This window comes from Pantoea ananatis PA13, from assembly GCF_000233595.1.
Lineage (GTDB): Bacteria > Pseudomonadota > Gammaproteobacteria > Enterobacterales > Enterobacteriaceae > Pantoea > Pantoea ananatis.
Window position 1 is genome coordinate 3,927,447 of the sequence record NC_017554.1, and the last position, 23,759, is coordinate 3,951,205.

Sequence of the window (23,759 nt, forward strand, 5' to 3'; positions counted from 1 at the left end):
ATAAAAAAACGAGTAAGGATTTATACAGCATTGAGGGAAATATAATGGAATTATTATCAACAGCCCGCCAACTTGATCTGTTACTGAATGGATTTACACAGCTAAAAGACGAAGGCAAATTTAACGAACCCAATATAGATGGCACAGCGGGGGATTACATCTCATTTGCTCACTGGGAATGGCCGCAGGGCGTTGGCCTGTTCGGTCTGGTGAGATTATGGGAGTTGACCCGTCGCGACGATATTTACCAAATCATTGAAAACTGGTTTCAGCAAAATATTCAAAAAGGCCTGCCCCCGTTAAATATTAATACCACCGCCCCCATGCTGCAGTTATCCCTGCTGTGGGCACATAACCGGGCACCACATTATCAAGCGGTGCTGGATAGCTGGGCCGACAGGGTGATGACAGAACTGCCGCGCACCCCGGAACAAGGCTTCCAGCACGTGGTGTCCGACGGCATTAACCCCATGGAGATATGGGATGACACGCTGTTTATGGTGGTGCTGTTTCTCGGCCATTACGGTGTAGCTTCCGGACGACAGGCGCTGGTCGATGAGGCCGTACGCCAGTTTTTACTGCATGCCCGTTATCTTAACGATCCGCAGACCGGTTTATGGTTTCACGGCTGGAGTTTTACCGAGAAGAGCCATTTTGCTCAGGCCCGCTGGGCGCGGGGAAATGCCTGGATAACTGTCGGCATTATTGAGTTTCTGGAACTGACCCAGCTTCGCGGCGGCGTCCGTGACTATTTACTCGAATGCCTGAAAACGCAAATTAATTCATTAATCACGCTGCAATCTGAGAGCGGTGCATGGCACACGCTGCTCGACCATCCAGACAGCTATGAAGAAATATCGGCTACCGCCGGATTTGGCTATGGCTTATTAAAAGGCGTTCGTCTTGGCTATGGCGATGAACGTTGGTTGCAGGCAGGTTTACAAGCCCTGGGCGCGGTACGGCGAAATATTGACAGCAGCGGCACAGTCCACAACGTCTCTTATGGCACCCGCATGGGAAGAACCCTGCAGTTTTATAAAGACATTCCGCTACAGCCAACCGGTTATGGCCAGGCGCTGGCTATTTTATGCCTGACCGAAGGGTTAAGACATTTAAAAAAATAACAGGACGTCGACACCAGGAGAATATCATCATGGACCAGAACCAATATTGTTACTTCCCCCTTAACCAGAATGAAGCCGTTCGCTACTGGCAGTTATCCGCGATTTCTTCACAGCGCTATGATGTGCCCAATGCGCCGATGTCCGGTGAAATGGATCCGTTTTTCTTTCTGAGCCAACATAAAAACTTCATTCCCCATACCTATCCCTGTCGTATGCAGTTTCAGCAACACTATGCTGGAAAAAAGCCCACTCCTTTCGGCGATACTACCCTGAAAAACTGGTGGTTCCCTTTTGGTTCCGATCGGGTCGATTTATCAGGTTTCTGGTTCCGGGCCACGCGCATCGGCGCTCAGGCAGAAACCTACCTTGTTGCGGAACAAGGTGGCCTGTACCGTTTTCGGCTGACCACCTGCGGTGCCGCCTGTATTACGCTGAACGGCGGTGATGTGGCATGGCAGGCAGACTATCAGCGTAATCTGGAAAGCACCGTTGAGTTCGCGCTCATGCTGGATGCCGGAGTGAACACTATTGCGGTCTGGTTCGATGACCTGGCCGAACGCGATGCGCGCTTCTTTTTTCAACTGGACTATGTTGAAGGTGCGCCGCTGCAGGTGGCACTGGCAACACCGATTGAGGCAGATCGGGTGCGGCAAATGGAAGCCCTGCTCGAAGGCATGGCGTTTGAACAGCCGACCTACACAGGCGGCACCGTTCGCCTGTGCTTCCCAATCCCAGCCCCGGAAACGCTGAACCTGAATATCCGCGTGCAGGGCGACTTTATTTCGCTAGACCAGCCCGTACTGCTCAACGCGGTTTTACATCAAGGCGAAACGGTAGCTGAGATTGCCGAAAGCGACGCGTTGCCGGCTGATTTTCGTCATTTCGTTATCAGCATGGAAAAAGACAACTTTCATATCAGGCGCACCCTGGGCGTGGAGATCTGCCATGCAGAGCAACAGGCGCAGGTGCCGAAAACGGCAGACGCGCGTGCAGACGAAGCGCTGATGCATGTTGCCCTGCACGGCGAATACAGCAGCGTAAAAGCGCTGGCCCGGCTAGCCTGCGGGATGGATGACACCGAAACCCAGAACATGCTGGAAGGCGTTTTAACACCGGTTGAAGAGTGCCATGACTGCGCCGACTTTACGCTTGTGCCGCTGCTGTGGTGTCGGATCCAGTGGGCGGATCGCATTGCCGCTCCCGTTCGCGAGAAAATGGATCGGGCGATTTTAGCCTTTCGTTACTGGATGGATGAGCCGGGAAATGACGTGCAGTGGTATTTTTCTGAAAACCATGCGCTGCTGTTTCATACCGCCGCCTACCTGGCGGGAAGCACCTTTCCGGATAAAACCTTTGTACGATCCGGCCGCCTGGGCAGCGATCAGGCAGAGGCAGGCCGTCAGCGCGTGCTGGCATGGCTGGATCACTTTGAACAATGCGAGATGGCCGAATGGAATTCCGCGCCTTACTTCCCTATCGATCTCAAGGGATTAACCGCCCTCGCCGCCCTGGCACCGGATGCCGATATCGTTGCCCGTAGCCAACGCGCTATCCTTCGCCTGCTGGAACAGATAGCACGCTCTTCCCACCAGGGCATGCTCACCGCATCGCAAGGTCGTTCATACGAGCACACGCTGCGCGCAGGTCGCTCGCTGGAGCTGTCCGCAATTTCGCGCCTGTTGTGGGGCAAAGGCAACGTTGGCTGTCGCTTTCATGCCTTACCGCAGCTGGCACTACTGTTAAAGCAGGGCAAACTGACGCACTCACCTGAACTGGCAAAGGTGGCGGTATGGCGAGGTGACAGCGCGCTGGAATGGTATTTCGCTCAGGGGCTTAACCGCATTGCGCGCCTTTACCACTATAAAACCCGCGACGTGGCAATGGGTTCCCTTGCCGGATACCGCTGGGGCGAATGGGGCTATCAGGAAACCCCGATTCATCTGAGGATCGGCGAGACGCCTGAGGCGCAGATCTGGATCAACCATCCAGGTGAACGCCTGCACAGTGGCTTCGGGCGGCCTTCCTACTGGGGAGGATGTGGCACGCTACCGCGCGTGCAGCAGTATCGCGGCCTGGCGATCGTTCTGTTTCGTGTTCATGAAGGGCAGCCTGATTTTTCTCACGCCTGGCTGCCGCAGCGCTATTTTGAAGACGTGCGTTGCTACGATAAACGCATTCTGCTGCGCAGTGGTAAAGGTATGGTACAGATCTCCGGCAACCGCGCGTTCCAGCGGATCGCTCATGGCCCGACACAGCACTGTGAAGTCCGCTTGCCGGGGCAGGAAACCTGCTGGCTGATTCGCCTGAATGACGATCCGCGGCTGGATAACCTGGCGGATTTTGAGGCGCGATTTGCACAGCTCACCGTTGAGCGGCGCGAAGACGGCACCTTTTACGTCAACGATCCGCAATATGGCGAGGTGTTTTTCCAGCCAAACGGCTGTGTTTTCGGGCAGGGGCGGTTACTGGATCCTGACAGCTGGACAATTTCCGGCGACAGCCACGAACTCCCCTTGTAATTCTGCCGTGCCAATCCCTGGCATCAGGTTTTACGGATATCGCCAGCCCGGCTGACGTCGGGCTTTATCCGTGCAGTGATGACGGGCGTTATGCGACGCGTGCAGCATTCAGCAAAATCATCCCGTTACCGCCCTGTCCTGTGCCCGGCAGCGGCCTATCCCTGCAGTTTTTTCAGGCAGCGATCCATCGCGCTGACTACCCAGTCGATATCATGCGTCTGGAAGCACAGCGGCGGCCGAATTTTCAGCACGTTGCCGTAAGGCCCGGCGACAGACGTCAGCACACACTCTTCGCGCAGCGCCTCGACCAAATCGAGCGCCAGCCGTTTGTCAGGCTGCTTCGTCTCTCTGTCCGTGACCAGCTCAAAGCCAATAAACAGGCCAGCGCCGCGCACGTCGCCTACGCAGGCATAGGTATCCTGAAGGGACTGCAGGGCCGCTAACAAAGCTTGCCCGGTTTTCAGGCTGTGCGCCTGAAGCGATTCCTGCTCGATCACATCCATCACCGCGTGCGCCGCCGCCATCGACACCGGATTACCACCAAAGGTATTAAAATACGGGAGCGAGTCGCTGAAGGCCGCCATAACCGGGGCTTTCGCCATCAGACCGGATACGGGAATACCGTTGCCCATCGGTTTACCCGTGGTCACCACGTCGGGCACCACGCCGTGGCGCGCAAATCCCCAGAATGATTCCCCTGTACGGGCAAAGCCGGGCTGAACTTCATCGGCAATAAAAATTCCGCCGTTTTGATGGACGACGTCGATAGCCTGCTTTAAAAAGCCCGGCTGGCCGGGCAATACGCCGTCCGAAGAGAAAATGGAATCCGCCAGAAAGCCCGCAAACTTAATGCCGTGCGCGGCCATATCATCGATCTGTTTCTGAATTTCGTGGGCAAACCAGGCCCCCTGATCGGCGGGCTGAATGCGGTAAAAATCTGGCGATGCTACCAGCCGGGTATGCGATGACAGCGGCTGGCCGCTGCCCAGTGCCGGTGATACGCCGGACGTCAGCGCGCTGGTGCCGTGATAGGCCTCTTTCGAAACGATAATGCCCGTGCCGCCGCTCCACGCATGCGCCATACGAATCGCCAGATCGTTTGCCTCGGACCCTGTGCACATGTACATGGCCCGATCGATGGCCGCCGGCATCGTTGCCAAAATGCGTTCGCTGTAGTCCAGAATAGACTCATGCAGATAACGGGTGTGCGTATTCAGCCGCATCATCTGCTGGTGCACGGCTTCCACGACCGCCGGATGACAGTGGCCGATGCTGGCGACGTTGTTATACATATCCAGGTACTGTTTGCCCGCCTGGTCCCAGAGATACTGCCCCTGCCCGCGCACCAGATGCACGGGGTTACGGTAAAACAGCCGATATGACTCGCCCAGCACCTTGCTGCGTTTGTCGGTTAACTGGCGAATCGCCGGGGCCAGCGCTTCCGCATTTTCTGCACGAAAGCTGTTGGTATCCATAATGGTTGAACGTACCGTCATCATCACTCCTCGGATTCAATACTGTCGCTGCCGTACATCAGTGCGCGGCAGCGTCTGTCTGCGTTAGTCGATCTCCGCCGCGACAGAGGTTTGCGCGATCGTGCCGCGCCGGGACTGGGTCGTCAGGAAATAGAGGTAACCCACGACCATAAAGGCCATAAACAGCGCGCCAATCTCTGGGTTAAACCACAGCATCGCCGCCAGGCAGATCAGCGATCCGCACAGGGCAATGGCAGGGATCACCGGATAACCCGGCGCACGGTAACTGCGCTCCAGCGTGGGAGCGGTACGACGCAGCTTAAACAGGCTCAGCATGCTCATGATGTACATCACAATGGCGCCAAACACCGACATCGTGATCATGGCGGCGGTCAGGCTCATGCCCTGAAAGCTGATCCCGTCAGAGAAAATGGCCAGAATGCCCACTACGCCACCGGCCAGAATGGCGCGGTGCGGTGTGTTAAAGCGTGAAAGCTTCGCCAGGGCGGGCGGCAGATACCCTTCGCGGGCCAGCGCAAAGAACTGGCGGGAATAGCCCATGATGATGCCATGAAAACTGGCGATCAGGCCGAATAAGCCAATCCACACCAGCATGTGCATCCAGCGCGAGTCATTCCCGACCAGCATTTTCATCGCCTGAGGCAGCGGATCGTTAATGCCCGATAACGTACGCCAGTCGCCTGCTCCACCGGCAAACACCATCACGCCAATCGCCAGCACCACCAGCGTTAAAATACCGCTGATATAGGCGCGGGGAATGGTGCGGCGGGGATCTTTTGCCTCTTCTGCCGCCATCGCGACGCCTTCAATCGCCAGAAAAAACCAGATGGCAAAGGGGATCGCAGCGAACATACCGGACACGGAAGCCAGCGAGAAGGTTCCCTGGCCCGCCCAGCCGTTCGCGACGAAATTCGCCAGGCTAAAGCCGGGCGCCACAACGCCCATAAACACCAGTAATTCAATCACGGCAAGCAGCGTAACCAGCAGTTCAAAGGTCGCGGCGATGCTCACGCCGATGATATTCAGCCCCATAAACACCAGATAGGCGCACACGGCGATAAGCTTGGGATTAATTTCAGGAAACTGTACGTTGAGATAGGCGCCAATGGCCATCGCGATAGCGGGAGGCGCAAACACAAACTCAATCAGCGTGGCGATTCCGGCAATCAGCCCGCCGGTGTCGCCGAACGCCCGGCGGCTATAGGCGAACGGGCCGCCCGCCTGAGGAATAGCCGTTGTCAGTTCGGTAAAGCTGAAGATAAAACAGGTATACATGACGGCAACAAAAAACGTCGTGACCAGAAAGCCCAGCGTGCCCGCTGCGCCCCAGCCGTAGCTCCAGCCGAAATACTCACCCGATATCACCAGCCCCACGGCAATGCCCCAAAGTCGCAGGGTGCCCAGGGTGGGTTTCAGTTTCTCTTTCATCACTGCGTTCCCCGTCTGTGTTAATTGAAAAATGCTGCACAAAAGCTGTCGGGTAGATGATGGACACAGTGGGAAGGGAAAAACTTGACCGCAGAAAACAGAACGCCGTGATTTAAGGTCAACTTGCCCTTGGCCTGGCTGCCAGGTGCCTGCCAAAGTCAATTTTCCCCTGCTTTCAGGTCAAGCGTGCAGGCAGGGTTCAGCGCCATGCTGGCCCTACACGCAGAAACCCGGGAGCCGGACATGAGCCATAAACAGTACGATACGCTGAGTAACGACACCATCCTTCAGCTTGCCCACCGGGCATTAGTGAACTATCCCGCCTGTGCACAGGCTGAGGTCAGGCTGCTGTGTCGCTCAGAAAACGCGACGTTATCTGTCAGCACGCCGCAGGGCCGCTACGCGCTGCGCATTCACCGGGGCGATTACCACGCGAAGCAGGATATTGAAAGTGAGCTGCTCTGGCTGGACGCGCTTCAGGCGGCGGACATCAGCGTCCCCGCTGCCGTAGAAGATCGTCAGGGTGAACGCATTCAGGTCCTGCCGCTGCCCGATGGCGGCGAACGCTATGCGGTGCTGTTTCACTGGATAGAGGGCGATATGCTGACCGACAGCGTCGATCCGGCTGCGTTTCGTCAGCTCGGTGCCATTACTGCCCGTCTGCACCATCACAGCCGGAAATGGCAGAAGCCGCAGGGGTTTCGCCGCATCATCTGGGATCATCATACGATGGTGTCTCCGGCAGGCCACTGGGGCGACTGGCGGGACGTTGCGGGGTTACCCACCGCTGAACACGCGGTGGTAGAAGAAACGCTGGAACACGTGCGCCGCCAGATGCTGGACTTCGGACAGTCACCTGAACGCTATGGGCTGATTCATGCCGACCTGCGCCTGACCAACCTGCTGGTGCATAAAGGCGAAACCCGGGTGATCGACTTTGATGACTGCGGCATGGGCTGGTACCTGCACGATCTTGCCGCAGCCATCAGTTTTGTTGAGCATCATCCGAGTGCGCCGCAGTGGGTGGAAAACTGGTTACGCGGTTACGAACAGGTCGCACACATCAGCGATCGGGAACTGGCTATGATCCCTGCCATGCTGATCCAGCGGCGTATCCAGTTGACGGCCTGGGTGGCTTCCCACCGCGAAACCGAGATGGCGCGCAGCCTGGGCGATCGCTGGGCCAGCCACACCGTCCGGCTGTGCCAGCGCTATCTTGAAGGTGCCGCGCTGCCGATTGGCGTTTAACGCACCGCCGCAGTGCCTGATCGCGGTGCAACACGGAAAGCGAATCAGGTAAGCGATTGTTATCGCGTGGTTTCCAGCTGGTACGTTTTTTGCAGAACCTTGAGACGTTCACTTTTTGCGGAAAACAAGATGACCAGCAGAGTTCCAGAGGCCGCGTTAACGGCCATCTCCGGCGCAGGCGGCCATCGCGGTGTGTTGTCTGCCGCCGCAACGGGCTTAGGCGAATTTATCAATGCACAGGGCGGCGATGTCGATCGCATTTTCGGGATCAGCGGGATCGATCCCGACATGCTCGCCTGCCCAACGCTGAGCCTGGACCTGGTCAGCTATTGCCGGGTGCTGGAGGAAGCAGCAAGCCAGGCTGGCGTGGACAACTTTGGTCTGCAATACGGTCATCAGTTCCGACCCCAGTCACTGGGGCTGATCGGCTATATTGGCTTGTGTTCAGCCACGCTGGAACAGGCGCTGCGGAACGTCGTCAATGCCTTTCCCTTTCATCAACACAACACCTGCATCCGGCTGACCGAACGCGGCGACTGCTGGCAACTGGATTATCAGGTTCGCCATGGCGTGATCCTGATGCGCCGCCAGGATGCCGAGTTAACGCTGGGCATGTTCCTCAACCTGATCCGCCATGCCGCAGGTCGGCACTGGGCGCCGCGGGAAGTGCATTTTGAGCATCCGCGCCCTGAGCACTGGCACGAACACTGTAAAGTGTTTGATGCCCCGGTTTACTTCGATCAACCCTTTAACTCGATGATCATCGCGAAAGCGGATCTGAACCGGAAAATGCCGGATCATGATCCGATGCTGCTGCTGGTGATGCAGGATGCCATCCGTCGGCTCAGCCCGCCCGTGGTGCGTCAGGACACCGTTAATCAAACCCGAACGGACATTCATCTGCAACTGCTGAACGGCGAACCTTCACTGGAAATCATCGCGGAAAAACAGGGGTTATCCGCCTGGTCATTGCAACGGCGCTTACGTGATGAGCAAACCAGCTTCTCGGCGCTGGTGGACAGCGTACGCAAAGAAATGGCCACGCATTATCTCAAACAGCATCATCTTTCTGTTTCCGAGATGGCGCTGCTGCTGGGCTACTCTGAAGTCAGCGCTTTTTCACGCGCCTTTCGCCGCTGGTTCGGCTGCAGCCCGCGCGATTGCCGTAAATCACAGGAGGGGCTGTTCTTGTAGTTAAGCTATCCAGCCAGAACAGCATTCGTTACGCTGCGTGCTTCAACAACCGGCTGTAGGCTTTAACCCTCTCAGCCAGTAATAAGACAGTGAGCAAATTTACGATCAGAATAAATCAAAACGAGCAGGCAGCGACGTTAAGAATAAAAGCGTCGTCAGGTAATGGCATCAAAAGAAAAGGCTTTAAAAAGATAGCCCTGAAATGCGGCAGCATGGGGTTTAGCAAACTGGAAGTAGGTGTCCTTTTCTACGCCTTCGACAATGATAAACTGGCAGTAGTCTTTAATTTGCGTCAGCGTCTCTTTCCAGAGTGGACGATTATGATGTTCCCAGAAAAAGTGCTTATCGATTTTAACCGCCTCATATAATCCCTCCTGCAAACAGGGAAAATGAGACGATGCACTGCCAAAATCATCCAGCCATAAAGTGTAATTATTATATAACTTTCGCAGTAAGGGATTATTTAGCCCCTCAGCCAGGTTGGGAAAGTCTTCTGAAACCTCGATGCGAAGAAAAGAATGCGCTGTGGCGAGCTCGTAAATATCCCGTTCTTCCAGCAGCGCAAAAGCCATCTCTACATCTACATTGACAGAACACAGCAACTGGTTACGTTCAAAGAAATGTCTTTTTTGGTGAATTAAGCACAACTGCTCTCTCAGGAGCCTTATTTTTTGTTCTTTATTCATTTTACTTATATGTGAAAAAGGCGTCCCTGGTGCGGCAAATCGGGTTAAGACTTCAACGGCAATACGTTCGGATTTCAGGTTTACGATGGGTTCAGCAATGAACCGCCAGGCACGGTTATTATTATCAAGATTCTGGATTTCCATTCCCATGCTCTGATTAACGATGTTGAAGTGGATTGATTATTGATCGCCTTTAGCTATCAATCAAATGAATTTTAACGGATTAAACTATGATTAAACCTATCAAATCCCAAAAATCGATCGTTAAACCCTTGTTATTTAATGATGAATGGCAAACTATAAAACTCCAGTTTTCCATGGACCGCATTTTTTGCCGGTCATCCCTGTTGGGCAATGTGTCCCGATTAATTCCTTTCAGAGTACAGGGGAAATGGGAACAGGGCTGGGTTCAATCGTCCCGGCGGCCTTAAGGCCAGCGTTAAACAGAAGAAATTGACAGACCGATGACAGACCGATGCCAGCCAAATGAAAAAAGCGGGTTAAAAACCGCTTCCGGGAAATACAGAGGTCAACCCAAATATTGGCGACTTGAAATACCGCGGTCCAGACGATAATGTGTTCCAACTTCACCGTCATGTTATACAGAACGACCATGTCTCTTTCCTTTTTTAAACTTGAACCCCGGCACCTTAAAGAAATATATGAAATACGCTTTTCCGTAACGGAAAACCGGCTTCACGCGCATCAAATTCACTATTTACAGCGTGAGCAAGCGCTGGAGGATATATGTCAGGGCGGCGGCTGGATTTGCCAGGTTGGGGATGATTATGCAGGTTATGGATTGGGGATCTATGCGCCCGAACCGCTAATTGGCGGACTGTTTGTTAAACCTGAATATCAAAAACAGGGCATCGGGACGCACCTGCTGAATGCGATCGTCCAGTGGTTTAGCGATCGGGGCGCAGAGACGATTATGCTGACCACCGATCCCGGCTCGAACGCGGAGGGGTTTTATCAGGCAAATGGTTGGGTCGCAGAAGGCAGTGATGCGTTTGGGCAGCGGGTGATGCGTAAGCGCTTACCGCGTGGCTGATATGACGCAATCAGCCGCCAACGAAACAGCAGCGTTCCCGCCGCGTTGGGGAGAATGCGCACAGGATACACAGGATGCCCTGCTCATCCTGTGCGCGGTCAGCGTTGAAGCCAGAATTAGTGCGACTGTGGTTTAAACAGCTGCTGCACAAACTCCACATACGCAGGTCGCCAGACGTCCATCTCATGTCCCAGCCCCGGATACTGGGTGTAATGGAACTTCACGCCCTGCTTTTCCAGTTCGGTTTTCAGCCCGGCAATGTCTTTGCCTGTCACGATATCTTTATCGCCCACCACCAGCGTAAAGTTTTTCAGCTGTTTATTCACGGTCTGCGGCTGGCTCAGCTGACGCGTCACGAACTCATTAGGCACTGTACTGGTGGTTACGCCGCTAAAACTGGCCAGCCAGGCAAAGTCGTTCAGGTGCGTCATGCCGGACACCAGCGCCTGATAGCCGCCCTGGGATAGCCCGGCTATCGCCCTGTCAGCCGGTTTGCGACTCACGGTAAAGCATTTTTCCACCAGCGGGATAATGTCCTGCATTAACTCTTTATCCGCAGCAGCGGCATTCAGCGGATAGAAGTCCTTGCGGCGATCGGCTGGCGGGAAGTTTTCGGGAATAGCCTGCACGATGTCGGTTTCGGTATCGGGCACCACCACCAGCATCGGCTTAATTTTGCCTTCTGCCAGCAGGTTATCCATGATCTGCGGCAGGCGGAGCTGAGAGATGGCCGACAGCCCGGTATCGCCAAAGCCATGGTAGAAGTAGAGCACCGGGAGCGGCTTGCTATCGGCCTTGTAACCCGGCGGTGCCCAGACAAACACCTGACGTTCAGACTTCAGGGCGGTGGAGTGATAGGTCAGGGTCAGTACATCGCCGTGCGGCACGTTGCGCTCATCCAGAATACTGCCCGGCACCAGAATCATACTGGTGTTTACCTGGCGCTGCGGTTTCGGGAAACGGCTGCCGGTATCCGGCGTGCGGAAACCGTCTACGTCAAAATAGTACTCATACAGGTTGGGCTTCATCGGCTCGCTGGTCCATGACCAGATCCCCGTGCTGTCCTTTTTCATGTCATGCGACTGCTGGCTCAGCGGCGTGGCGCCGGTCACCACGGCAACCTGCTTCGCGGCAGGGGCAAAAAGACGAAAGGTAATGGAGTGATCCGGATTCAGCGCCGTAATGTAGCGACTTACCGGGATGCTCGTGTCTGGCGTTAACGGCAAAGGGGCGGCAATCAGTGCAGGTGCATATCCCGTGAGCAGGCTGCCTGCCAGGAATGAAAAACAGGCTAAAGTTCTTTTCATCGTGGGTTCCGGTTGTATGTATGGCGAGGTAGTTATTGCATCTTTACGTTCAGGAAGAGAGCAAAGGGATACGCGAAAAACGCAGGGTGTGATGCGGTTCAAAAAATTCAGTCCCTCTCTGGCATGAAAAGTCCGTCGCTTTTTCTGCAACAGTCGCGCAACGACTCGCATTTTTTTATCCGCCCGCCTCGCATTCGCGTTATCGTCGCAACATGAACACTTTTCCCCCTTGATAAGGACTGAGTATTGATGCGTAAACTTCCCTTCCTGCTGGTCACGCTGGGCCTTTTGATGTCGGTTACCTCTCAGGCGCAGGCTGAAGGCTGCCTGAAAGGCGCGCTGGTGGGCGGCGTAGCGGGTCATCTTAAACATCATGCGGTTGCCGGTGCCGTGGCGGGTTGCGCAGCAGGCCATTACCTGGCGAAGAAGCATAAAGAAGAAGACAGCAAACAGAGTCACTAAACAATCAGGGCTGCCCGGTGAGAACGTGGCCAGCCCTTTATGCCAGCCGCCGCAGAGTGGTCGCGCTCAACTCAAACGGCGTCGGCGTACAAACCGCCAGCGCCAGTTCGCCTGCCTGGAGCGTGCTGAACGACAACGTAGTCGGTGCCGTGCTGTCGACGCGGGCCATCTGCCAGGCACTTGCGCCACGCTGCTTGATGATCGCCTCTTTTAACGTCCAGATGCGCCAGAAGGCCGCTAACTGCTGCTCTGGGGCTTCCGCCGCTATTTGCGCCTGTTCCTGCGCGCTGAACAGGTTTTCCGCCAGGCTGCGCCAGCCCGCTCTTGGACGCAGTACCTCAATATCGCAGCCGACGTCCCCTTCATCGCTGAGCAGCAGGGCAATATCGTCGCCGCTGTGGCTAAGGTTAAACCAGAGCCGCACATCGGTGGAAAAAGCCGGTTTGCCGTGCTGGCCAACGACAATCTCCGGCAGGGGCGAAATCACAGAGGCAAGCATGACGCGACCGGCAAGCCAGCCTGCGCGGCGGGCGCCCAACGCCCAATGGGGCACGATCTTTCAGCACAGACGCTGTCGGGCCAGCGCTGAGCGAGGAGATTTTCCCCAGAAAGATCTGATACATATCAGTGCCAGCGTTTGATGATGATGGAGGTGTTAATGCTCCCGGGAGCAGTTGTACCAACCGGGGATTGCTTGCAGGCCAGTCGCTCAACATGCGTCATCCGGCATTTCAGCTCGCGGCAAATGAAACGTTTAACCTGAATAGCAGAAAGCCCCTTCCGGGCGATGAACACTTACTCGCCCGGAAGGACCTTTTTCTTGAAGGACAATCGACTGGCCGGCCATCCTGAAACCGCGTCACAGGCAACCGGCCGTGCCTTTTGCGGTGGTGAGCCATTTCAGGTGCTTTGATTTCAAGGCGGTACACTATGACAACCTCGACGCCTCGCCAACGGCACCACTCAGCGTGCTTTTTCCATTAAGCCGCCTTGCCACCCTGGACCGTGGTTGGACTTTCTATCCTGCCTGCAGCGGTTTACGCACAAACAGGCCGTAGCTCAGCGCGCCCAGCATCAGGAGCGCTGCACCAAGCAAAAACACATTGGTGAATTTACCGGTGGTATCCAGAATAATGCCGGTAACGATCGGTGCCATTGCCGCCCCCAGGAAACCGCCAAAGTTCTGAATAGCGCCCAGCGAGGCCACCTGCGACTTCGGTGCGATGTCACTGGCCAGCGTCCAGAGCGCCCCCTGCGGCATCTGCGAGAAGAAATAACCCAGCGCCAGCAGGCCAATGGCCAGCGGGGTGCTGTTTACAAACGGAATCGGCGCCACGAAGCAGGCCGCCAGGGCCGCACCCGATACGATTGGCACCTTACGCGCGGTGATGGCCCTGACGCCCCGGCGCACCAGGTTGTCTGAAAGCATACCGCCCACCAGCACGCCCAGAATACCGGCCAGAAACGGAATGGAGGCAATCCAGCCGGTGGCTTTGAGGCTAAAGCCCAGCGATTTTTCCAGATAGCCCGGCAGCCAGGTCAGATAGACCCAGATCGTGAACATAATGGAGAAGTTGCCGATCACCATAAACCAGGTGGTGCTGTGTCGGAACAGCGCACGCCAGCGCACCTCGCCCTTCGCTTGCGGCACTGCGACGCTGGGTTGTCCGGCATGCAGCAGCGCATCTTCCCGGGCATTGGGATCGCGATAAAACTTCCACCACGCCAGCAGCAGAGGAAGCCCCATTACGCCGATCGCCACAAACATGCCGCGCCAGCCTAAGGTCAACAACAGCACGGTCAGAATGGGCGGCGCAATGGCGTTGGCAATTTGCGAACCGGTATTAATAATCGCAGTGGGTAAACCGCGTTCACTGTCGCCAAACCAGCGATGGGTGATTTTAATTCCCGAGGTAAAGAACGGGGATTCGGACACGCCCAGCAGCATACGCAGACCGTAGAAATAGCTGTAGCTGTTGGCAAACGCCGTCAGCACGGTAAAGCCCGACCACAGCCCCAGCGCCCAGGAGAACATCTTTTTGGGGCCTAACTTGTCCACCAGCCAGCCTGCGGGCAGGTTAGCCAGCGCATAGGGCCAGAGAAACGCCGACAACAGCAACCCCATTTCGGTTTGCGAAAAGCCAAATTCCGCCGCAATGGTGGTGTTGGCAATACTCAGGTTGGCGCGGTCCAGGTAATTCACTATCGCCGCCAGCAACAGCAGCGTGACAATGCCCCAGCGCAGCTTCCCTTTCAGCGTGCCCTGCCCGCTCAACGTTGTTTCTGACATCGCCGCAGAGGGTTTCATGATGCCTCCCGCCCGGCAAACAGATCGAGATGGATTTTAATCACCGCTTTACGGATAGTCTGCGCCACCGGCGACGCACAGCCAGGGCGATGAATATCGTGAGGGAAAAACAGCGCAAACTGCCCCGGCGTCAGCGCGATGCTGTACTCATCCGTGATGTCCTGATAAAACACCACGTCATTTTCCTCCCGCCGGTCTTCCGCTATCACATGCTGCGGATGGGCACGCGTCACGCCGATCGTTTCGCGTCCGGCCAGCAGGTACTGAATATCGACATAGCGAAAATGGGATTCGGCCCGGCGGTCGCTGGCGGGCTCGGTCGTCATTTCCTGTAGCAGGCAGAACATCTGGTTGTCGGGCAGTAAATCGTATTTCCCCGTTTCCATCTGGCTGAAATCGCTGGCCGCTATCCAGCGAATCGCCTCGTCAACGATGGGATGAAACGCGTGACGCTCACGCGCCCAGTCAAGTTGATCGCATACAATCATGGTGTTTTCCCTTGTGGTAAAACGGTGCAGGAACAGACGGTGTCCGGTTTTTTTATGAAAGACGGTGTTGCCACAGCGCACTGCCATCACGAATCTGGTCAAGCAACACGCCAAGCCCCCAGAACTTCTCCAGCACGTTGTCCCGGTTAACGCGGCAGTGCTCGCTGGCGAAGGTGCCGAGGCGCTGGTGATAAATTTTGGCGTTTTTGGGATAGCCGAGAGTTTCGGTAACGGCGCTCAGCGACAGGAACAGCGACAGCTCATGGGCTTTCTCAGGCTGCTGGGCGCCCTGGTGATAAAGCCAGACGTAGAGGTTCGGATGAAAGTTCGTGAACACGCCGCTGAAGCCGCGCGAGCCCGCCTGAATGGCCGGCCACGCAATGGCCGCATTGGCGTTAATCACCGCCAGCGGAGTGCCTTCCGCCAGCCTGACGCGGCGTTGCACCGTGGGCAGATCACAGCTCACGTCTTTCAGCACCACAAAGCGGCCGCTGTTGGCACAGAAGCTGAACTCGTCGTCGCTCAGCAGACGACGATACGGCGCCGGGCACTCGTAGAGCCCCAACGGCAGCCCGGCAGGTAGCGCGTCCAGAATGTGATTCAGGTGAGCATAAAAGGTTTCGCTTCCCTGATTGTGCGGATCGAGGTGATTGGTCACCAGCACCAGCGCATCGATGCCCGTTCCGGCCATCGCCTGCAATTCCTGAGTCTGCTCGCTTAACCCATCGCTGATGTGGCCGGAGGCAATCACCGGCACCCGGCCCTGCACTTTCTCCACCACAAAACGCGCCAGCGCAACGCGCTCGTCCAGGCTTAGAGACTGCATTTCGCTGGACTGGCACACGGCGAACAGCGCATCCACGCCCTGCGCCAGATACCAGTCGATCAGGCGTGACAGGCCGGGATAATCGATCTGATTCTCTGCGGTGAATGGGGTCAGCATGACCGGGACAATACCTTCAATCTTTTTCATGGTTTCTCCTGCCAGCGCCAGCGCGCGGCTGTTGCGTTACGTCGGATTACGTTGGTTAAGTCGGGTGATGACCTGATGCCGCTTGGGCATATTGCTTGCGCCTTCCCGCTCTACGGCCAGGGACGCAAAGGCCGATGCCCATGTGGCGGCCTGCAGTAACGGCTGCCCCTGCGCCAGCGCGGCGGCCAGCGCGCCGTTAAAGGCATCGCCCGCGCCGGTGGTGTCCACGCTGAGCGCAGGAAAGGCAGGAATGACGTGACAGTGCGGCGCATCGAACAGCAGCGCGCCGCGCGCGCCCATGGTGATGATCACTCGCTGCGCCCCCTGCGCCACAATCGCCTGCGCCGCCTTACGCGCACTCGCCATGTCACAGATTTCAATGCCCGAGAGCCGCGAGGCCTCGGTTTCGTTGGGCGTCAGCACATCGATCATCGGCAGAACGTTCACGACCTCAGACGAGAACGGCGCCGGGTTCATGATGATGCGGACGCCCAGTGCATGTGCCAGCCGGATAGCGCTGCGCGTGGCCTCGACGTTGTTTTCCAGCTGCAGTAACAACACATCCGCATCGGTGAGTTCATGGGTCAGCTCGGCAATTTCGGCATCCGTCAGGGTTTTATTGGCACCGGGGTAGATGGCAATCATGTTCTCGCCGTTTTCCTGCGAGACATAAATGATGGCGCTGCCTGTGGGTTCGGTATCCGTCTGGTATAAACGGAAAGAGTGAATGTCCGATGACGAAAGGTGATCAAACGCAAACTGGCTGAACCGATCGGTTCCGACCTTGGCAACAAAATGGACGCGCGCTCCGGCCCGGCTGGCGGCCATGGCCTGATTGGCCCCCTTGCCGCCGGGCCCGAGTGTGCTGCCTTGCGCCATCAGCGATTCACCACTTTGCGGAAAACGCGCCACCCTGGCGACGATATCAACATTGAATGCGCCAAGGATGCAGACTTTTCCCTGCCTGCTGGTGGTCTTTACGGTGGTTTTACGCGCCTGCAACCGCTTGAGTAAAACATCAAAATGGCCACTTTCGCTGATGAGCTTTTCCTGCAGATTACGGCGTTGCACTATGGCACCGCCGTAGCAGCGCTGAACCAGCCCCTGCTCTGCCAGCGCACGCAGATCGGTGCGAATCGTCTCCCGAGTAACACGCAACTGGCTCGCCAGCCCGTTAACAGTGACGCGTTCATGTTCGTCCAGCCATTGCAAAATTTGATTGCGTCGTTCTTCCAGAAACATCATCCCCCCTCCTGCCTCGCCGTTAAGCGTAAGGGAGCGCACGCAGCGTGAAAGTGATGCAGATCTCAGCACCTGGGGAAAAACGGAAGTAAACGGAAGTGAAGGGTTGTGTCGCTAAAGCGTTATCAAAGCGGGCAGTGTGATGGCTGAAAAGCAGAAAATGTGAGTCGTGAAGGGCGCGAAACAAAGGGTCTGTGGACGGTAAACGCGTGTTGAATGCGGATGATCATCTTCAGGAAAGGCCTGGCTTATCGCGCTGAGCATCTGTCGTGCGTCCCCGCCAGGCACCTGAGCGCGGGCTAACGTTTTCGCTTTCGGTATCCCCACGAGGCCAGGACAGCCAGCACGAGAGACAGGACGAACTTCACCACGATGAACGTAAACGAATAGCTGTTCATCGCCTCTTCGCCATCGCCTTCAATAGTGATATGGCTCATGAATAACGTGTTGATCCAGCTATCCGGGATCAGCACAAAAGCCGCCAGCAACACAATAATAAATATCGCAATTTTCATCTCACACCACACCGACTAAAATCTGGAATGCCGCGCACATCAAGGCGGCCATAAGCCATCAGATCTTTCCCGCCAGGCACTTTTATCTTAGGTATCCGCAGCAAAGCATTTCTGAGGGTTTGAAAATCCGATGAACTGTACAGCGTTACGCAGCCCCAAGAAACCCCGGTGCCGTCGCTGTTCAATGGGTGAAGCCGAAAGCTGCCCCGACGTGTGCCATTGACGTAAGCATGATCACTCATGGTTTCTGCGTTATATAAACCAAACCATTCGGAATGATGATTTCTGTACAAATGATACGCATCAATCACTTCTGCACGCAGTTGATTTAGCACGCTTCCTTTCGGGCGGTCGACTATCCAGTATGTGCCCGGCGGGATCGCGGCCTTTTCTCTATCTGAACAGTCTGGGTTATTGAGATAACGGTCAATTCCTGACAAAACATCAAATGAGCCGATGCCGTAACAGTCAAGCTTGACCCTTTTTCCGTCTGGCGAGAGAGGAGCATAGTCCATCGTACAGATTTGCATCTCACATCCTTTGCGGGTGGCACAGGGTGAAAATAATACTGAATCCCTGTTCAACATCAAACGACGACCTTTTAAGATTCCTCTTATAAAGTTGCAACCTATTCCTTCACGCTCGTATTTCCATGAACGATTAACATCGCCATCATTTCTGTTTTTTCAGCAGGAATAAACGCTCCGCACCGGCAGCGTAAACGAACAAAAGAGAAAAGCGTCTGAATTAAAAAATATTCATAAAAGCGCGATCTTATTTGCGTTAAAAACGACAGGCTGCCTTATTGACCATCAGGCATCCAACCCGCTGTGGTGATTAACATCACGTCTGAATCAGTCGAAATAAAAACGCACCTCGCCTCTCAACCTGCAAGGGACATGCCCTTATGCACGCCAGCAAGTGGCTTCAGGTATAAAGATTTGGCTGCAACGTCTTAGTGTTAACCTGATTCCAGGCCATCTTGCCGCTATTTAATCTTTTTATCTGTGTGGGTTACGTTGATCACATTATTTACCAAAAGTGATTTTCACGGCATTAAACAATGCGCCTCATCACACCACGCAATTCCGTGTTTATTGCAAAATCGCTTACCTAATAATAACAAGGTGCAATCACGAGATTTACTAACACTCAATTAATTAACCTGCCTCTAATTTAAAAACCATGTCACCTGTTTAGCAAAGTCATAAGGAAAAGGTAACAATGAGGGAGCAATCATGAAAACAATCAAACATTACCGATGGCACATGATATTACTGGTGTGCTTTATTACGATTATTAATTACCTCGATCGCACTGCCTTGGGCGTTGCCGCCCCGACAATTATGAAGGAGCTGGATATTACCAAGGAGCAATATTCCTGGGTCGTCAGCGCCTTTCAGCTGGCTTATACCATCGGCCAGCCCGTGATGTGTTATTTCATTGATACCATTGGCCTGAAGCTGGGCTTTTTTATCTGCGCCATCGTCTGGGGGCTGGCCACCTTAGCGCACTCACTGACGGGTTCCTGGCAGGGCCTGGCGTTTATGCGCGCCATCATGGGCTTTAGTGAAGCCTCGGCGATTCCGGCCGGGGTGAAAACCGCTGCCACCTGGTTTCCGGCGAAGGAGCGCGGCATTGCCACTGGCGTATTTAATATGGGCACCTCTTTTGGTGCCATGCTGGCACCGCCGCTGATCGCCTGGTGCATACTGTTTCACAGCTGGCAGTTTGCATTTCTGGTTGCCGGTGGACTGGCTATTGTGGCGGCCTTTATCTGGCTCATCTTTTATAAAGATCCCAAAGAGGCCAAACGGCTGTCGGCGGACGAGCGCGCCTATATTGAGGGCGGTCAGGAAAAACACCTTCATACCGAGCAGAAAGAGAAGACCTCTAAATTAGCCATCCTCAAACAGCGTAATTTCTGGGGCATTGGCCTCTCACGTTTTCTGGCCGATCCGGCCTGGGGCACCATCAATTTCTGGGTGCCGATCTTCTTTGTGGAAACCCTGCACTTCAGCCTGAAAGAGATTGCGATGTTTGTCTGGCTGCCGTTCCTGATGGCCGATCTGGGCTGCCTGGCCAGCGGCTTTGTGGCGAAGTTCCTGAACGATCGCGGCATCGGCCTGATCAATTCGCGCCGTATTACCTTTACGCTCGGGGCGGTGCTGATGACCACCATCGGCCTGGTCAGCATTGTTCAAAACCCCTATGTCGCCGTGTTGCTGATCAGCATTGGTGGCTTCTCGCACCAGTTGCTTTCTACCGTAGCTGCCACGCTGGGCGCAGACCTGTTCAGGAAGGATGAGGTCGCGACTGCCGTCGGCATGGCTGGCGCCTGTGCCTGGTCCGGTCAGTTGATCTTTAACCTGTTTATCGGCGCGTTTGTCAGCATCATCGGCTTTGGTCCGTTCTTTGTTGCGCTGGCGGTGTTTGACCTTATCGGTGCGGCGGCTCTGTGGATTCTGATCAAAGAACCAAAGGAACCTGGAGAACCGGATGCCGGGTTAGCGGTATCGCAGTAGTGTTGTCGCGGAATGTGTCCCGGGGCACGTGAAGGGACGTGCCTCCTTTTTCAGCTTCAGGCGACCAGTACGACGCGGGAACATTCTCATCGTCGAAAGTGCGGGATTCAGTGCTGAACAGCGTTAATCACGTGGGGTCGAGCATTGCTGTGCACGTCCATCCAATACAAGCCGTTATGTATGTTTTTTAAAATTATGTTAATACATGCTTATGCTTTCTGTTGGGGTTGGATAGATGTGGGATATGTCTTCATTCTTTGCAGCATTACTGGTTTACAGCATAGGGACGGCATCGCCTGGCCCGGGCAATCTTTCCATTGCCAATGCGGCGATGAACTATGGTCGTAAAGCTGGTCTGGTGCTGGCCACCGGTGTGATTTCAGGTTCGATTTGTTGGGGCCTGTTAACCGCCTTTGGCGTGTCCGCGATTTTGGTTTCTTCCCACGGTTTTATCGTCTGGTTAAAACTGCTCGGCGCGGCTTATCTGCTCTGGCTGGCCTCGAAAGCGCTGCGCAGTGCCTTTCGCCCTAGAGAACTTTCGGCACGACCAGCCCAGGCCCACGCGCGTTTACGCGGCTATTATTTGCAGGGTTTGGGATTGCACCTGACCAATCCCAAAGCCGCGTTAACCTGGTTCACCGTGACCAGCGTGGGCCTGACGAACTCTGCGCCACAGTGGCAGAGCTATATTCTGGTCGCCACCTGCGCACTGACCGGCGTGATGATATTTAGCCTGTATGCGCTGATTTTTGCTTCGCAAATGGCGGAGACGTATCTCAATCGGGCACGGCGCAGTTTCGATCTGATTTGTGCGGGGTTTTATGCGTTGGTGGCGGTGGGGTTTTTAGTGTCGCTGGGTTAAAAAAGCCCCTTTCACAGGCGGTTGTTCGATCTGCCTGGCGCGTCAGCTTCGCAGATAACAACCTGAGGATACGACTTGAAAATGGCATGACGCTGGCTGCACTCATCCTGAACTTCAGAAAAGATGACGATCTCTGATTTAGCACCGCTCGCGGTTCAGCCGTTGGAAAACGCGTTCTGCCAGCAGGTTATCGCAACCATTAACGCGATGCCCGCTAACCGCATAGTTTCATTGCTACCCATGGCTTATGTCCTGACAGCCCTTATCGCGACTGGCTCACCTCATGACCGGCACTGAGCCCGTCCCCAAAGAATGCTCAACAAGATGCCAGCGCGACGCGGTTTCCACTCGCAATCTGCCATTTTCTACTGCGGGCAGAGCCATAAAAAAACCTATAGATAAGAAATATTAACAGACCCGCGAGAGGGGTTTTCCTGTAAAAGTTTATGTCGTGATTGCTTACATTTTAATTATCACGGCCGGGATAAAGATTGCCGGGTCTGCGCCGAAAGATCGTCGTCTCCCCTCCCTTCTTCAGGAAAGATTTATGAAAATCTCAACACGGCTCGGCTCGGGTTTTGGTACGTTAATCGTCTTCTTTTCCCTGTGCATAGTGGTTGCCATTCATTCTTTGTATCAGTCCAAAAACGCCCTTGAATCCATCGTTCAGGGAGATATGAAAAAAACGAAACTGATAACAGACCTGACGCTAATCCAGCGCGACATGGCCATTACAGTCAGGAATCTGTCGTTATTTACCGATGAAAAAGGCATTGAGGAGCAATCCGCGCGGCTTGGAAAATTAAAGACCCGCTTTGTCGACAGCAGCACTCAACTGGGGCAGATGATTGACCAGTCTGGCAGCAATGAGGAAAAAAAAGCGTTCGACGCGATTAAAAACAGTGAAAAAGAAGCACTGGAATCATTCAGTAATACGGTTCCACTCGCACTGGGAAAAAACAACGCCGCGACCGTGAAGTTTCTTTTGGATACCGTCAGGCCCGCCCAAAATCCCCTGATTGACGGACTGACGGCGATGGGTCAGGTGCTCACTCAGCGGTCTGATGACGCCGTCAGTGCAAACAGTAAAACGACGGAACAGGCTTACGTCATTTTACTGGTACTGCTCGCTGTCGCGGTTATTTTTGGCCTGTCCACGGGCATCTATTTAATTCGTAAGCTGATGAGTGAACTCGGTGGTGAACCCGCTACCGCACAGCGCCTTGCCTATGCAATTTCTCAGGGAGATTTAACCTCAGCCGTTCAGCTACGCAAAAATGACACCCGGAGCCTCATGGCCTCTTTGTCCAGTATGCAGGCGCGGCTCCGCGGGGTGGTATCCGACATTAAATCTGGCTCGGCTTCCGTTGCACTTTCAGCAAACGAAATCTCTCAGGGTAACAACGAACTGGCTTTCCGCACTGAAGAGCAGGCAGCAGCACTCCAGCAGACAGCGGCAAGTATGGAACAGCTGACGGCCACCGTGCAGAGTAACAGCGCCATGGCCAGACAGACGGCCAACGCCGCGAGGGATACGGCTTTACACGTAAAAAATGGTGAAAACGATGTCCGCCGTATGTCTGGGACCATGGGCGAAATTTCACAAAGCGCGTCTAAGGTCAGAGACATTACCTCTGTCATCGAAAGTATTGCATTTCAGACGAATATTCTGGCGCTTAACGCGGCAGTAGAAGCGGCACGCGCGGGTGAAAGCGGGCGTGGATTTGCCGTGGTGGCAGCGGAAGTCAGGACGTTGGCACAGCGAAGCGCCACAGCGGCAAAAGACATTAAATCACTCATTGAGCAGGCGGTGGGTCAGGTGGAATCTGGCGTCACGGTGGCGAATGAAACAGGCCAAAATATTCTTAAAGTGATCGATCTGGTTGACGAACTGGCCACATCAATGGATACCATCGCCCTGTCGTCCGCTGAGCAGATGCAGGGGATCTCTCAGGTGAGCGTGGCGGTAAGCCAGATGGATGGTGTAACGCAGAACAACTCTGCGTTGGTTGAAGAGTCGTCAGCCGCCTCACAGTCGCTTTCTGAACAGGCTCAGACGTTGCGTCTCATCGTAGAGACATTCAAGGTCTGAATGAAAAAACGGCCGACGATAGAGATTCCCGCCGTCGGCAGTTATCGCCTTTGTTCTGTAAACTGATGACGGTATTGTTAGCGGTGGCTCACCATTACCCAGAATGGGCGGACCCGCAGCGCGCCGCAGTGGCAAAGCTATGTTCTGGTCGCTACCTGCGCACTAACCGGCCTGATTATATTTGGCCTGTATGCGCTGATTTTGGCCTCGCATACGGCGGAGAAATACCGTAATCG

Annotated in this window: 20 protein-coding genes and 1 pseudogene; 9 read left to right on the plus strand and 12 right to left on the minus strand. The window is 55.0% G+C overall.

All coding sequences use genetic code 11. The features are described from left to right. Nucleotides 1-44: 44 nt before the first annotated feature. Nucleotides 45-1,124 carry a beta-galactosidase BglB gene (gene bglB, locus PAGR_RS18540; RefSeq protein ID WP_014606665.1) on the plus strand — a complete coding sequence of 360 codons (1,080 nt, stop codon included), beginning with the start codon at nt 45-47 and terminating at the stop codon, nt 1,122-1,124. Nucleotides 1,125-1,153: 29 nt separating this feature from the next. Then, nucleotides 1,154-3,643 (plus strand): hypothetical protein, encoded by a 2,490-nt coding sequence (locus PAGR_RS18545; RefSeq protein WP_014606666.1) that lies wholly within the window; start codon nt 1,154-1,156, stop codon nt 3,641-3,643. 155 nt (nt 3,644-3,798) lie between these two features. Here the strand turns inward: PAGR_RS18545 and PAGR_RS18550 are convergent, their stop codons facing one another. Continuing rightward, on the minus strand, nt 3,799-5,139 hold the full coding sequence (locus tag PAGR_RS18550) for an aspartate aminotransferase family protein (RefSeq protein WP_014606667.1): 1,341 nt from the start codon (nt 5,137-5,139) through the stop codon (nt 3,799-3,801). Between the two features lie 63 nt (nt 5,140-5,202). Next, nucleotides 5,203-6,567, minus strand: coding sequence for an ethanolamine permease (gene eat, locus PAGR_RS18555; RefSeq protein ID WP_014595250.1), 1,365 nt, complete (start codon nt 6,565-6,567; stop codon nt 5,203-5,205). Nucleotides 6,568-6,810: 243 nt separating this feature from the next. On the opposite strand from eat, the gene PAGR_RS18560 reads away from it, so the two are divergent. Together PAGR_RS18560 and qhpR are read left to right on the plus strand one after the other, a co-directional pair. Then, nucleotides 6,811-7,815: a phosphotransferase enzyme family protein gene (locus PAGR_RS18560; protein WP_014606668.1), complete on the plus strand. Its 1,005-nt coding sequence runs from the start codon at nt 6,811-6,813 to the stop codon at nt 7,813-7,815. Between the two features lie 129 nt (nt 7,816-7,944). Further along, nucleotides 7,945-9,009: an AraC-like transcriptional regulator QhpR gene (gene qhpR, locus PAGR_RS18565; protein ID WP_014606669.1), complete on the plus strand. Its 1,065-nt coding sequence runs from the start codon at nt 7,945-7,947 to the stop codon at nt 9,007-9,009. 155 nt (nt 9,010-9,164) lie between these two features. Here the strand turns inward: qhpR and PAGR_RS18570 are convergent, their stop codons facing one another. Then, complete coding sequence (locus tag PAGR_RS18570) at nt 9,165-9,839, minus strand: EAL domain-containing protein (RefSeq protein WP_227008667.1); 675 nt, start codon at nt 9,837-9,839, stop codon at nt 9,165-9,167. 231 nt (nt 9,840-10,070) lie between these two features. Next, nucleotides 10,071-10,310, minus strand: coding sequence for a hypothetical protein (locus tag PAGR_RS23940; protein WP_044042461.1), 240 nt, complete (start codon nt 10,308-10,310; stop codon nt 10,071-10,073). On the opposite strand from PAGR_RS23940, the gene PAGR_RS18580 reads away from it, so the two are divergent. Next, nucleotides 10,270-10,749, plus strand: coding sequence for a GNAT family N-acetyltransferase (locus tag PAGR_RS18580; protein WP_014606671.1), 480 nt, complete (start codon nt 10,270-10,272; stop codon nt 10,747-10,749). The two genes, PAGR_RS23940 and PAGR_RS18580, sit on opposite strands and share 41 nt — an antisense overlap. A gap of 116 nt (nt 10,750-10,865) precedes the next feature. Here PAGR_RS18580 and PAGR_RS18585 read toward each other — a convergent pair whose 3' ends face one another. Beyond that, nucleotides 10,866-12,056 (minus strand): alpha/beta hydrolase-fold protein, encoded by a 1,191-nt coding sequence (locus tag PAGR_RS18585; protein ID WP_014606672.1) that lies wholly within the window; start codon nt 12,054-12,056, stop codon nt 10,866-10,868. A gap of 249 nt (nt 12,057-12,305) precedes the next feature. On the opposite strand from PAGR_RS18585, the gene PAGR_RS18590 reads away from it, so the two are divergent. Continuing rightward, nucleotides 12,306-12,518 (plus strand): hypothetical protein, encoded by a 213-nt coding sequence (locus PAGR_RS18590; RefSeq protein ID WP_014606673.1) that lies wholly within the window; start codon nt 12,306-12,308, stop codon nt 12,516-12,518. Between the two features lie 37 nt (nt 12,519-12,555). On the opposite strand, the pseudogene acpT reads toward PAGR_RS18590, so the two are convergent. From acpT to PAGR_RS23310, 7 genes and pseudogenes are all read right to left on the minus strand, one after another. Continuing rightward, a pseudogene (acpT, locus tag PAGR_RS18595) lies at nt 12,556-13,141 on the minus strand (4'-phosphopantetheinyl transferase AcpT). A gap of 395 nt (nt 13,142-13,536) precedes the next feature. Then, nucleotides 13,537-14,826: an MFS transporter gene (locus tag PAGR_RS18600; protein ID WP_014606675.1), complete on the minus strand. Its 1,290-nt coding sequence runs from the start codon at nt 14,824-14,826 to the stop codon at nt 13,537-13,539. Further along, complete coding sequence (locus PAGR_RS18605) at nt 14,823-15,314, minus strand: NanQ anomerase/TabA/YiaL family protein (protein WP_044042578.1); 492 nt, start codon at nt 15,312-15,314, stop codon at nt 14,823-14,825. Before PAGR_RS18605 ends, PAGR_RS18600 begins: the two co-directional genes overlap by 4 nt. A 52-nt stretch (nt 15,315-15,366) precedes the next feature. Next, complete coding sequence (locus PAGR_RS18610; RefSeq protein WP_014606677.1) at nt 15,367-16,287, minus strand: dihydrodipicolinate synthase family protein; 921 nt, start codon at nt 16,285-16,287, stop codon at nt 15,367-15,369. A gap of 36 nt (nt 16,288-16,323) precedes the next feature. After that, the gene (gene rbsK, locus PAGR_RS18615) at nt 16,324-17,529 is read right to left on the minus strand and encodes a ribokinase (RefSeq protein ID WP_044042580.1); all 1,206 of its coding nucleotides are present in this window, start codon (nt 17,527-17,529) and stop codon (nt 16,324-16,326) included. 299 nt (nt 17,530-17,828) lie between these two features. After that, nucleotides 17,829-18,044: a hypothetical protein gene (locus PAGR_RS18620; RefSeq protein WP_014606679.1), complete on the minus strand. Its 216-nt coding sequence runs from the start codon at nt 18,042-18,044 to the stop codon at nt 17,829-17,831. Continuing rightward, complete coding sequence (locus tag PAGR_RS23310) at nt 18,041-18,574, minus strand: DUF2778 domain-containing protein (RefSeq protein WP_014606680.1); 534 nt, start codon at nt 18,572-18,574, stop codon at nt 18,041-18,043. The genes PAGR_RS18620 and PAGR_RS23310 overlap by 4 nt, the downstream gene beginning before the upstream one ends. A gap of 708 nt (nt 18,575-19,282) precedes the next feature. Here PAGR_RS23310 and PAGR_RS18630 point away from each other — a divergent pair. The 3 genes from PAGR_RS18630 (at nt 19,283) to PAGR_RS18640 (ending at nt 23,523) form a co-directional block, all read left to right on the plus strand. Continuing rightward, nucleotides 19,283-20,569: an MFS transporter gene (locus PAGR_RS18630; RefSeq protein WP_014606681.1), complete on the plus strand. Its 1,287-nt coding sequence runs from the start codon at nt 19,283-19,285 to the stop codon at nt 20,567-20,569. 235 nt (nt 20,570-20,804) lie between these two features. Beyond that, nucleotides 20,805-21,431 carry a LysE family translocator gene (locus tag PAGR_RS18635; RefSeq protein ID WP_014606682.1) on the plus strand — a complete coding sequence of 209 codons (627 nt, stop codon included), beginning with the start codon at nt 20,805-20,807 and terminating at the stop codon, nt 21,429-21,431. A 547-nt stretch (nt 21,432-21,978) separates the two neighbouring features. Beyond that, on the plus strand, nt 21,979-23,523 hold the full coding sequence (locus PAGR_RS18640) for a methyl-accepting chemotaxis protein (RefSeq protein ID WP_014606683.1): 1,545 nt from the start codon (nt 21,979-21,981) through the stop codon (nt 23,521-23,523). Nucleotides 23,524-23,759 lie beyond the last annotated feature (236 nt).

What these genes read in the sequence shown, in the direction of transcription:
- bglB (WP_014606665.1), top strand. Translation starts at nt 45, where the DNA reads ATGGAATTATTATCAACAGCCCGCCAACTTGATCTGTTACTGAATGGA.
- PAGR_RS18545 (WP_014606666.1), top strand. Translation starts at nt 1,154, where the DNA reads ATGGACCAGAACCAATATTGTTACTTCCCCCTTAACCAGAATGAAGCC.
- PAGR_RS18550 (WP_014606667.1), bottom strand. Translation starts at nt 5,139, where the DNA reads ATGACGGTACGTTCAACCATTATGGATACCAACAGCTTTCGTGCAGAA.
- eat (WP_014595250.1), bottom strand. Translation starts at nt 6,567, where the DNA reads ATGAAAGAGAAACTGAAACCCACCCTGGGCACCCTGCGACTTTGGGGC.
- PAGR_RS18560 (WP_014606668.1), top strand. Translation starts at nt 6,811, where the DNA reads ATGAGCCATAAACAGTACGATACGCTGAGTAACGACACCATCCTTCAG.
- qhpR (WP_014606669.1), top strand. Translation starts at nt 7,945, where the DNA reads ATGACCAGCAGAGTTCCAGAGGCCGCGTTAACGGCCATCTCCGGCGCA.
- PAGR_RS18570 (WP_227008667.1), bottom strand. Translation starts at nt 9,839, where the DNA reads ATGGAAATCCAGAATCTTGATAATAATAACCGTGCCTGGCGGTTCATT.
- PAGR_RS18580 (WP_014606671.1), top strand. Translation starts at nt 10,270, where the DNA reads ATGTGTTCCAACTTCACCGTCATGTTATACAGAACGACCATGTCTCTT.
- PAGR_RS23940 (WP_044042461.1), bottom strand. Translation starts at nt 10,310, where the DNA reads ATGGTCGTTCTGTATAACATGACGGTGAAGTTGGAACACATTATCGTC.
- PAGR_RS18585 (WP_014606672.1), bottom strand. Translation starts at nt 12,056, where the DNA reads ATGAAAAGAACTTTAGCCTGTTTTTCATTCCTGGCAGGCAGCCTGCTC.
- PAGR_RS18590 (WP_014606673.1), top strand. Translation starts at nt 12,306, where the DNA reads ATGCGTAAACTTCCCTTCCTGCTGGTCACGCTGGGCCTTTTGATGTCG.
- PAGR_RS18600 (WP_014606675.1), bottom strand. Translation starts at nt 14,826, where the DNA reads ATGAAACCCTCTGCGGCGATGTCAGAAACAACGTTGAGCGGGCAGGGC.
- PAGR_RS18605 (WP_044042578.1), bottom strand. Translation starts at nt 15,314, where the DNA reads ATGATTGTATGCGATCAACTTGACTGGGCGCGTGAGCGTCACGCGTTT.
- PAGR_RS18610 (WP_014606677.1), bottom strand. Translation starts at nt 16,287, where the DNA reads ATGAAAAAGATTGAAGGTATTGTCCCGGTCATGCTGACCCCATTCACC.
- rbsK (WP_044042580.1), bottom strand. Translation starts at nt 17,529, where the DNA reads ATGTTTCTGGAAGAACGACGCAATCAAATTTTGCAATGGCTGGACGAA.
- PAGR_RS18620 (WP_014606679.1), bottom strand. Translation starts at nt 18,044, where the DNA reads ATGAAAATTGCGATATTTATTATTGTGTTGCTGGCGGCTTTTGTGCTG.
- PAGR_RS23310 (WP_014606680.1), bottom strand. Translation starts at nt 18,574, where the DNA reads ATGCAAATCTGTACGATGGACTATGCTCCTCTCTCGCCAGACGGAAAA.
- PAGR_RS18630 (WP_014606681.1), top strand. Translation starts at nt 19,283, where the DNA reads ATGAAAACAATCAAACATTACCGATGGCACATGATATTACTGGTGTGC.
- PAGR_RS18635 (WP_014606682.1), top strand. Translation starts at nt 20,805, where the DNA reads ATGTGGGATATGTCTTCATTCTTTGCAGCATTACTGGTTTACAGCATA.
- PAGR_RS18640 (WP_014606683.1), top strand. Translation starts at nt 21,979, where the DNA reads ATGAAAATCTCAACACGGCTCGGCTCGGGTTTTGGTACGTTAATCGTC.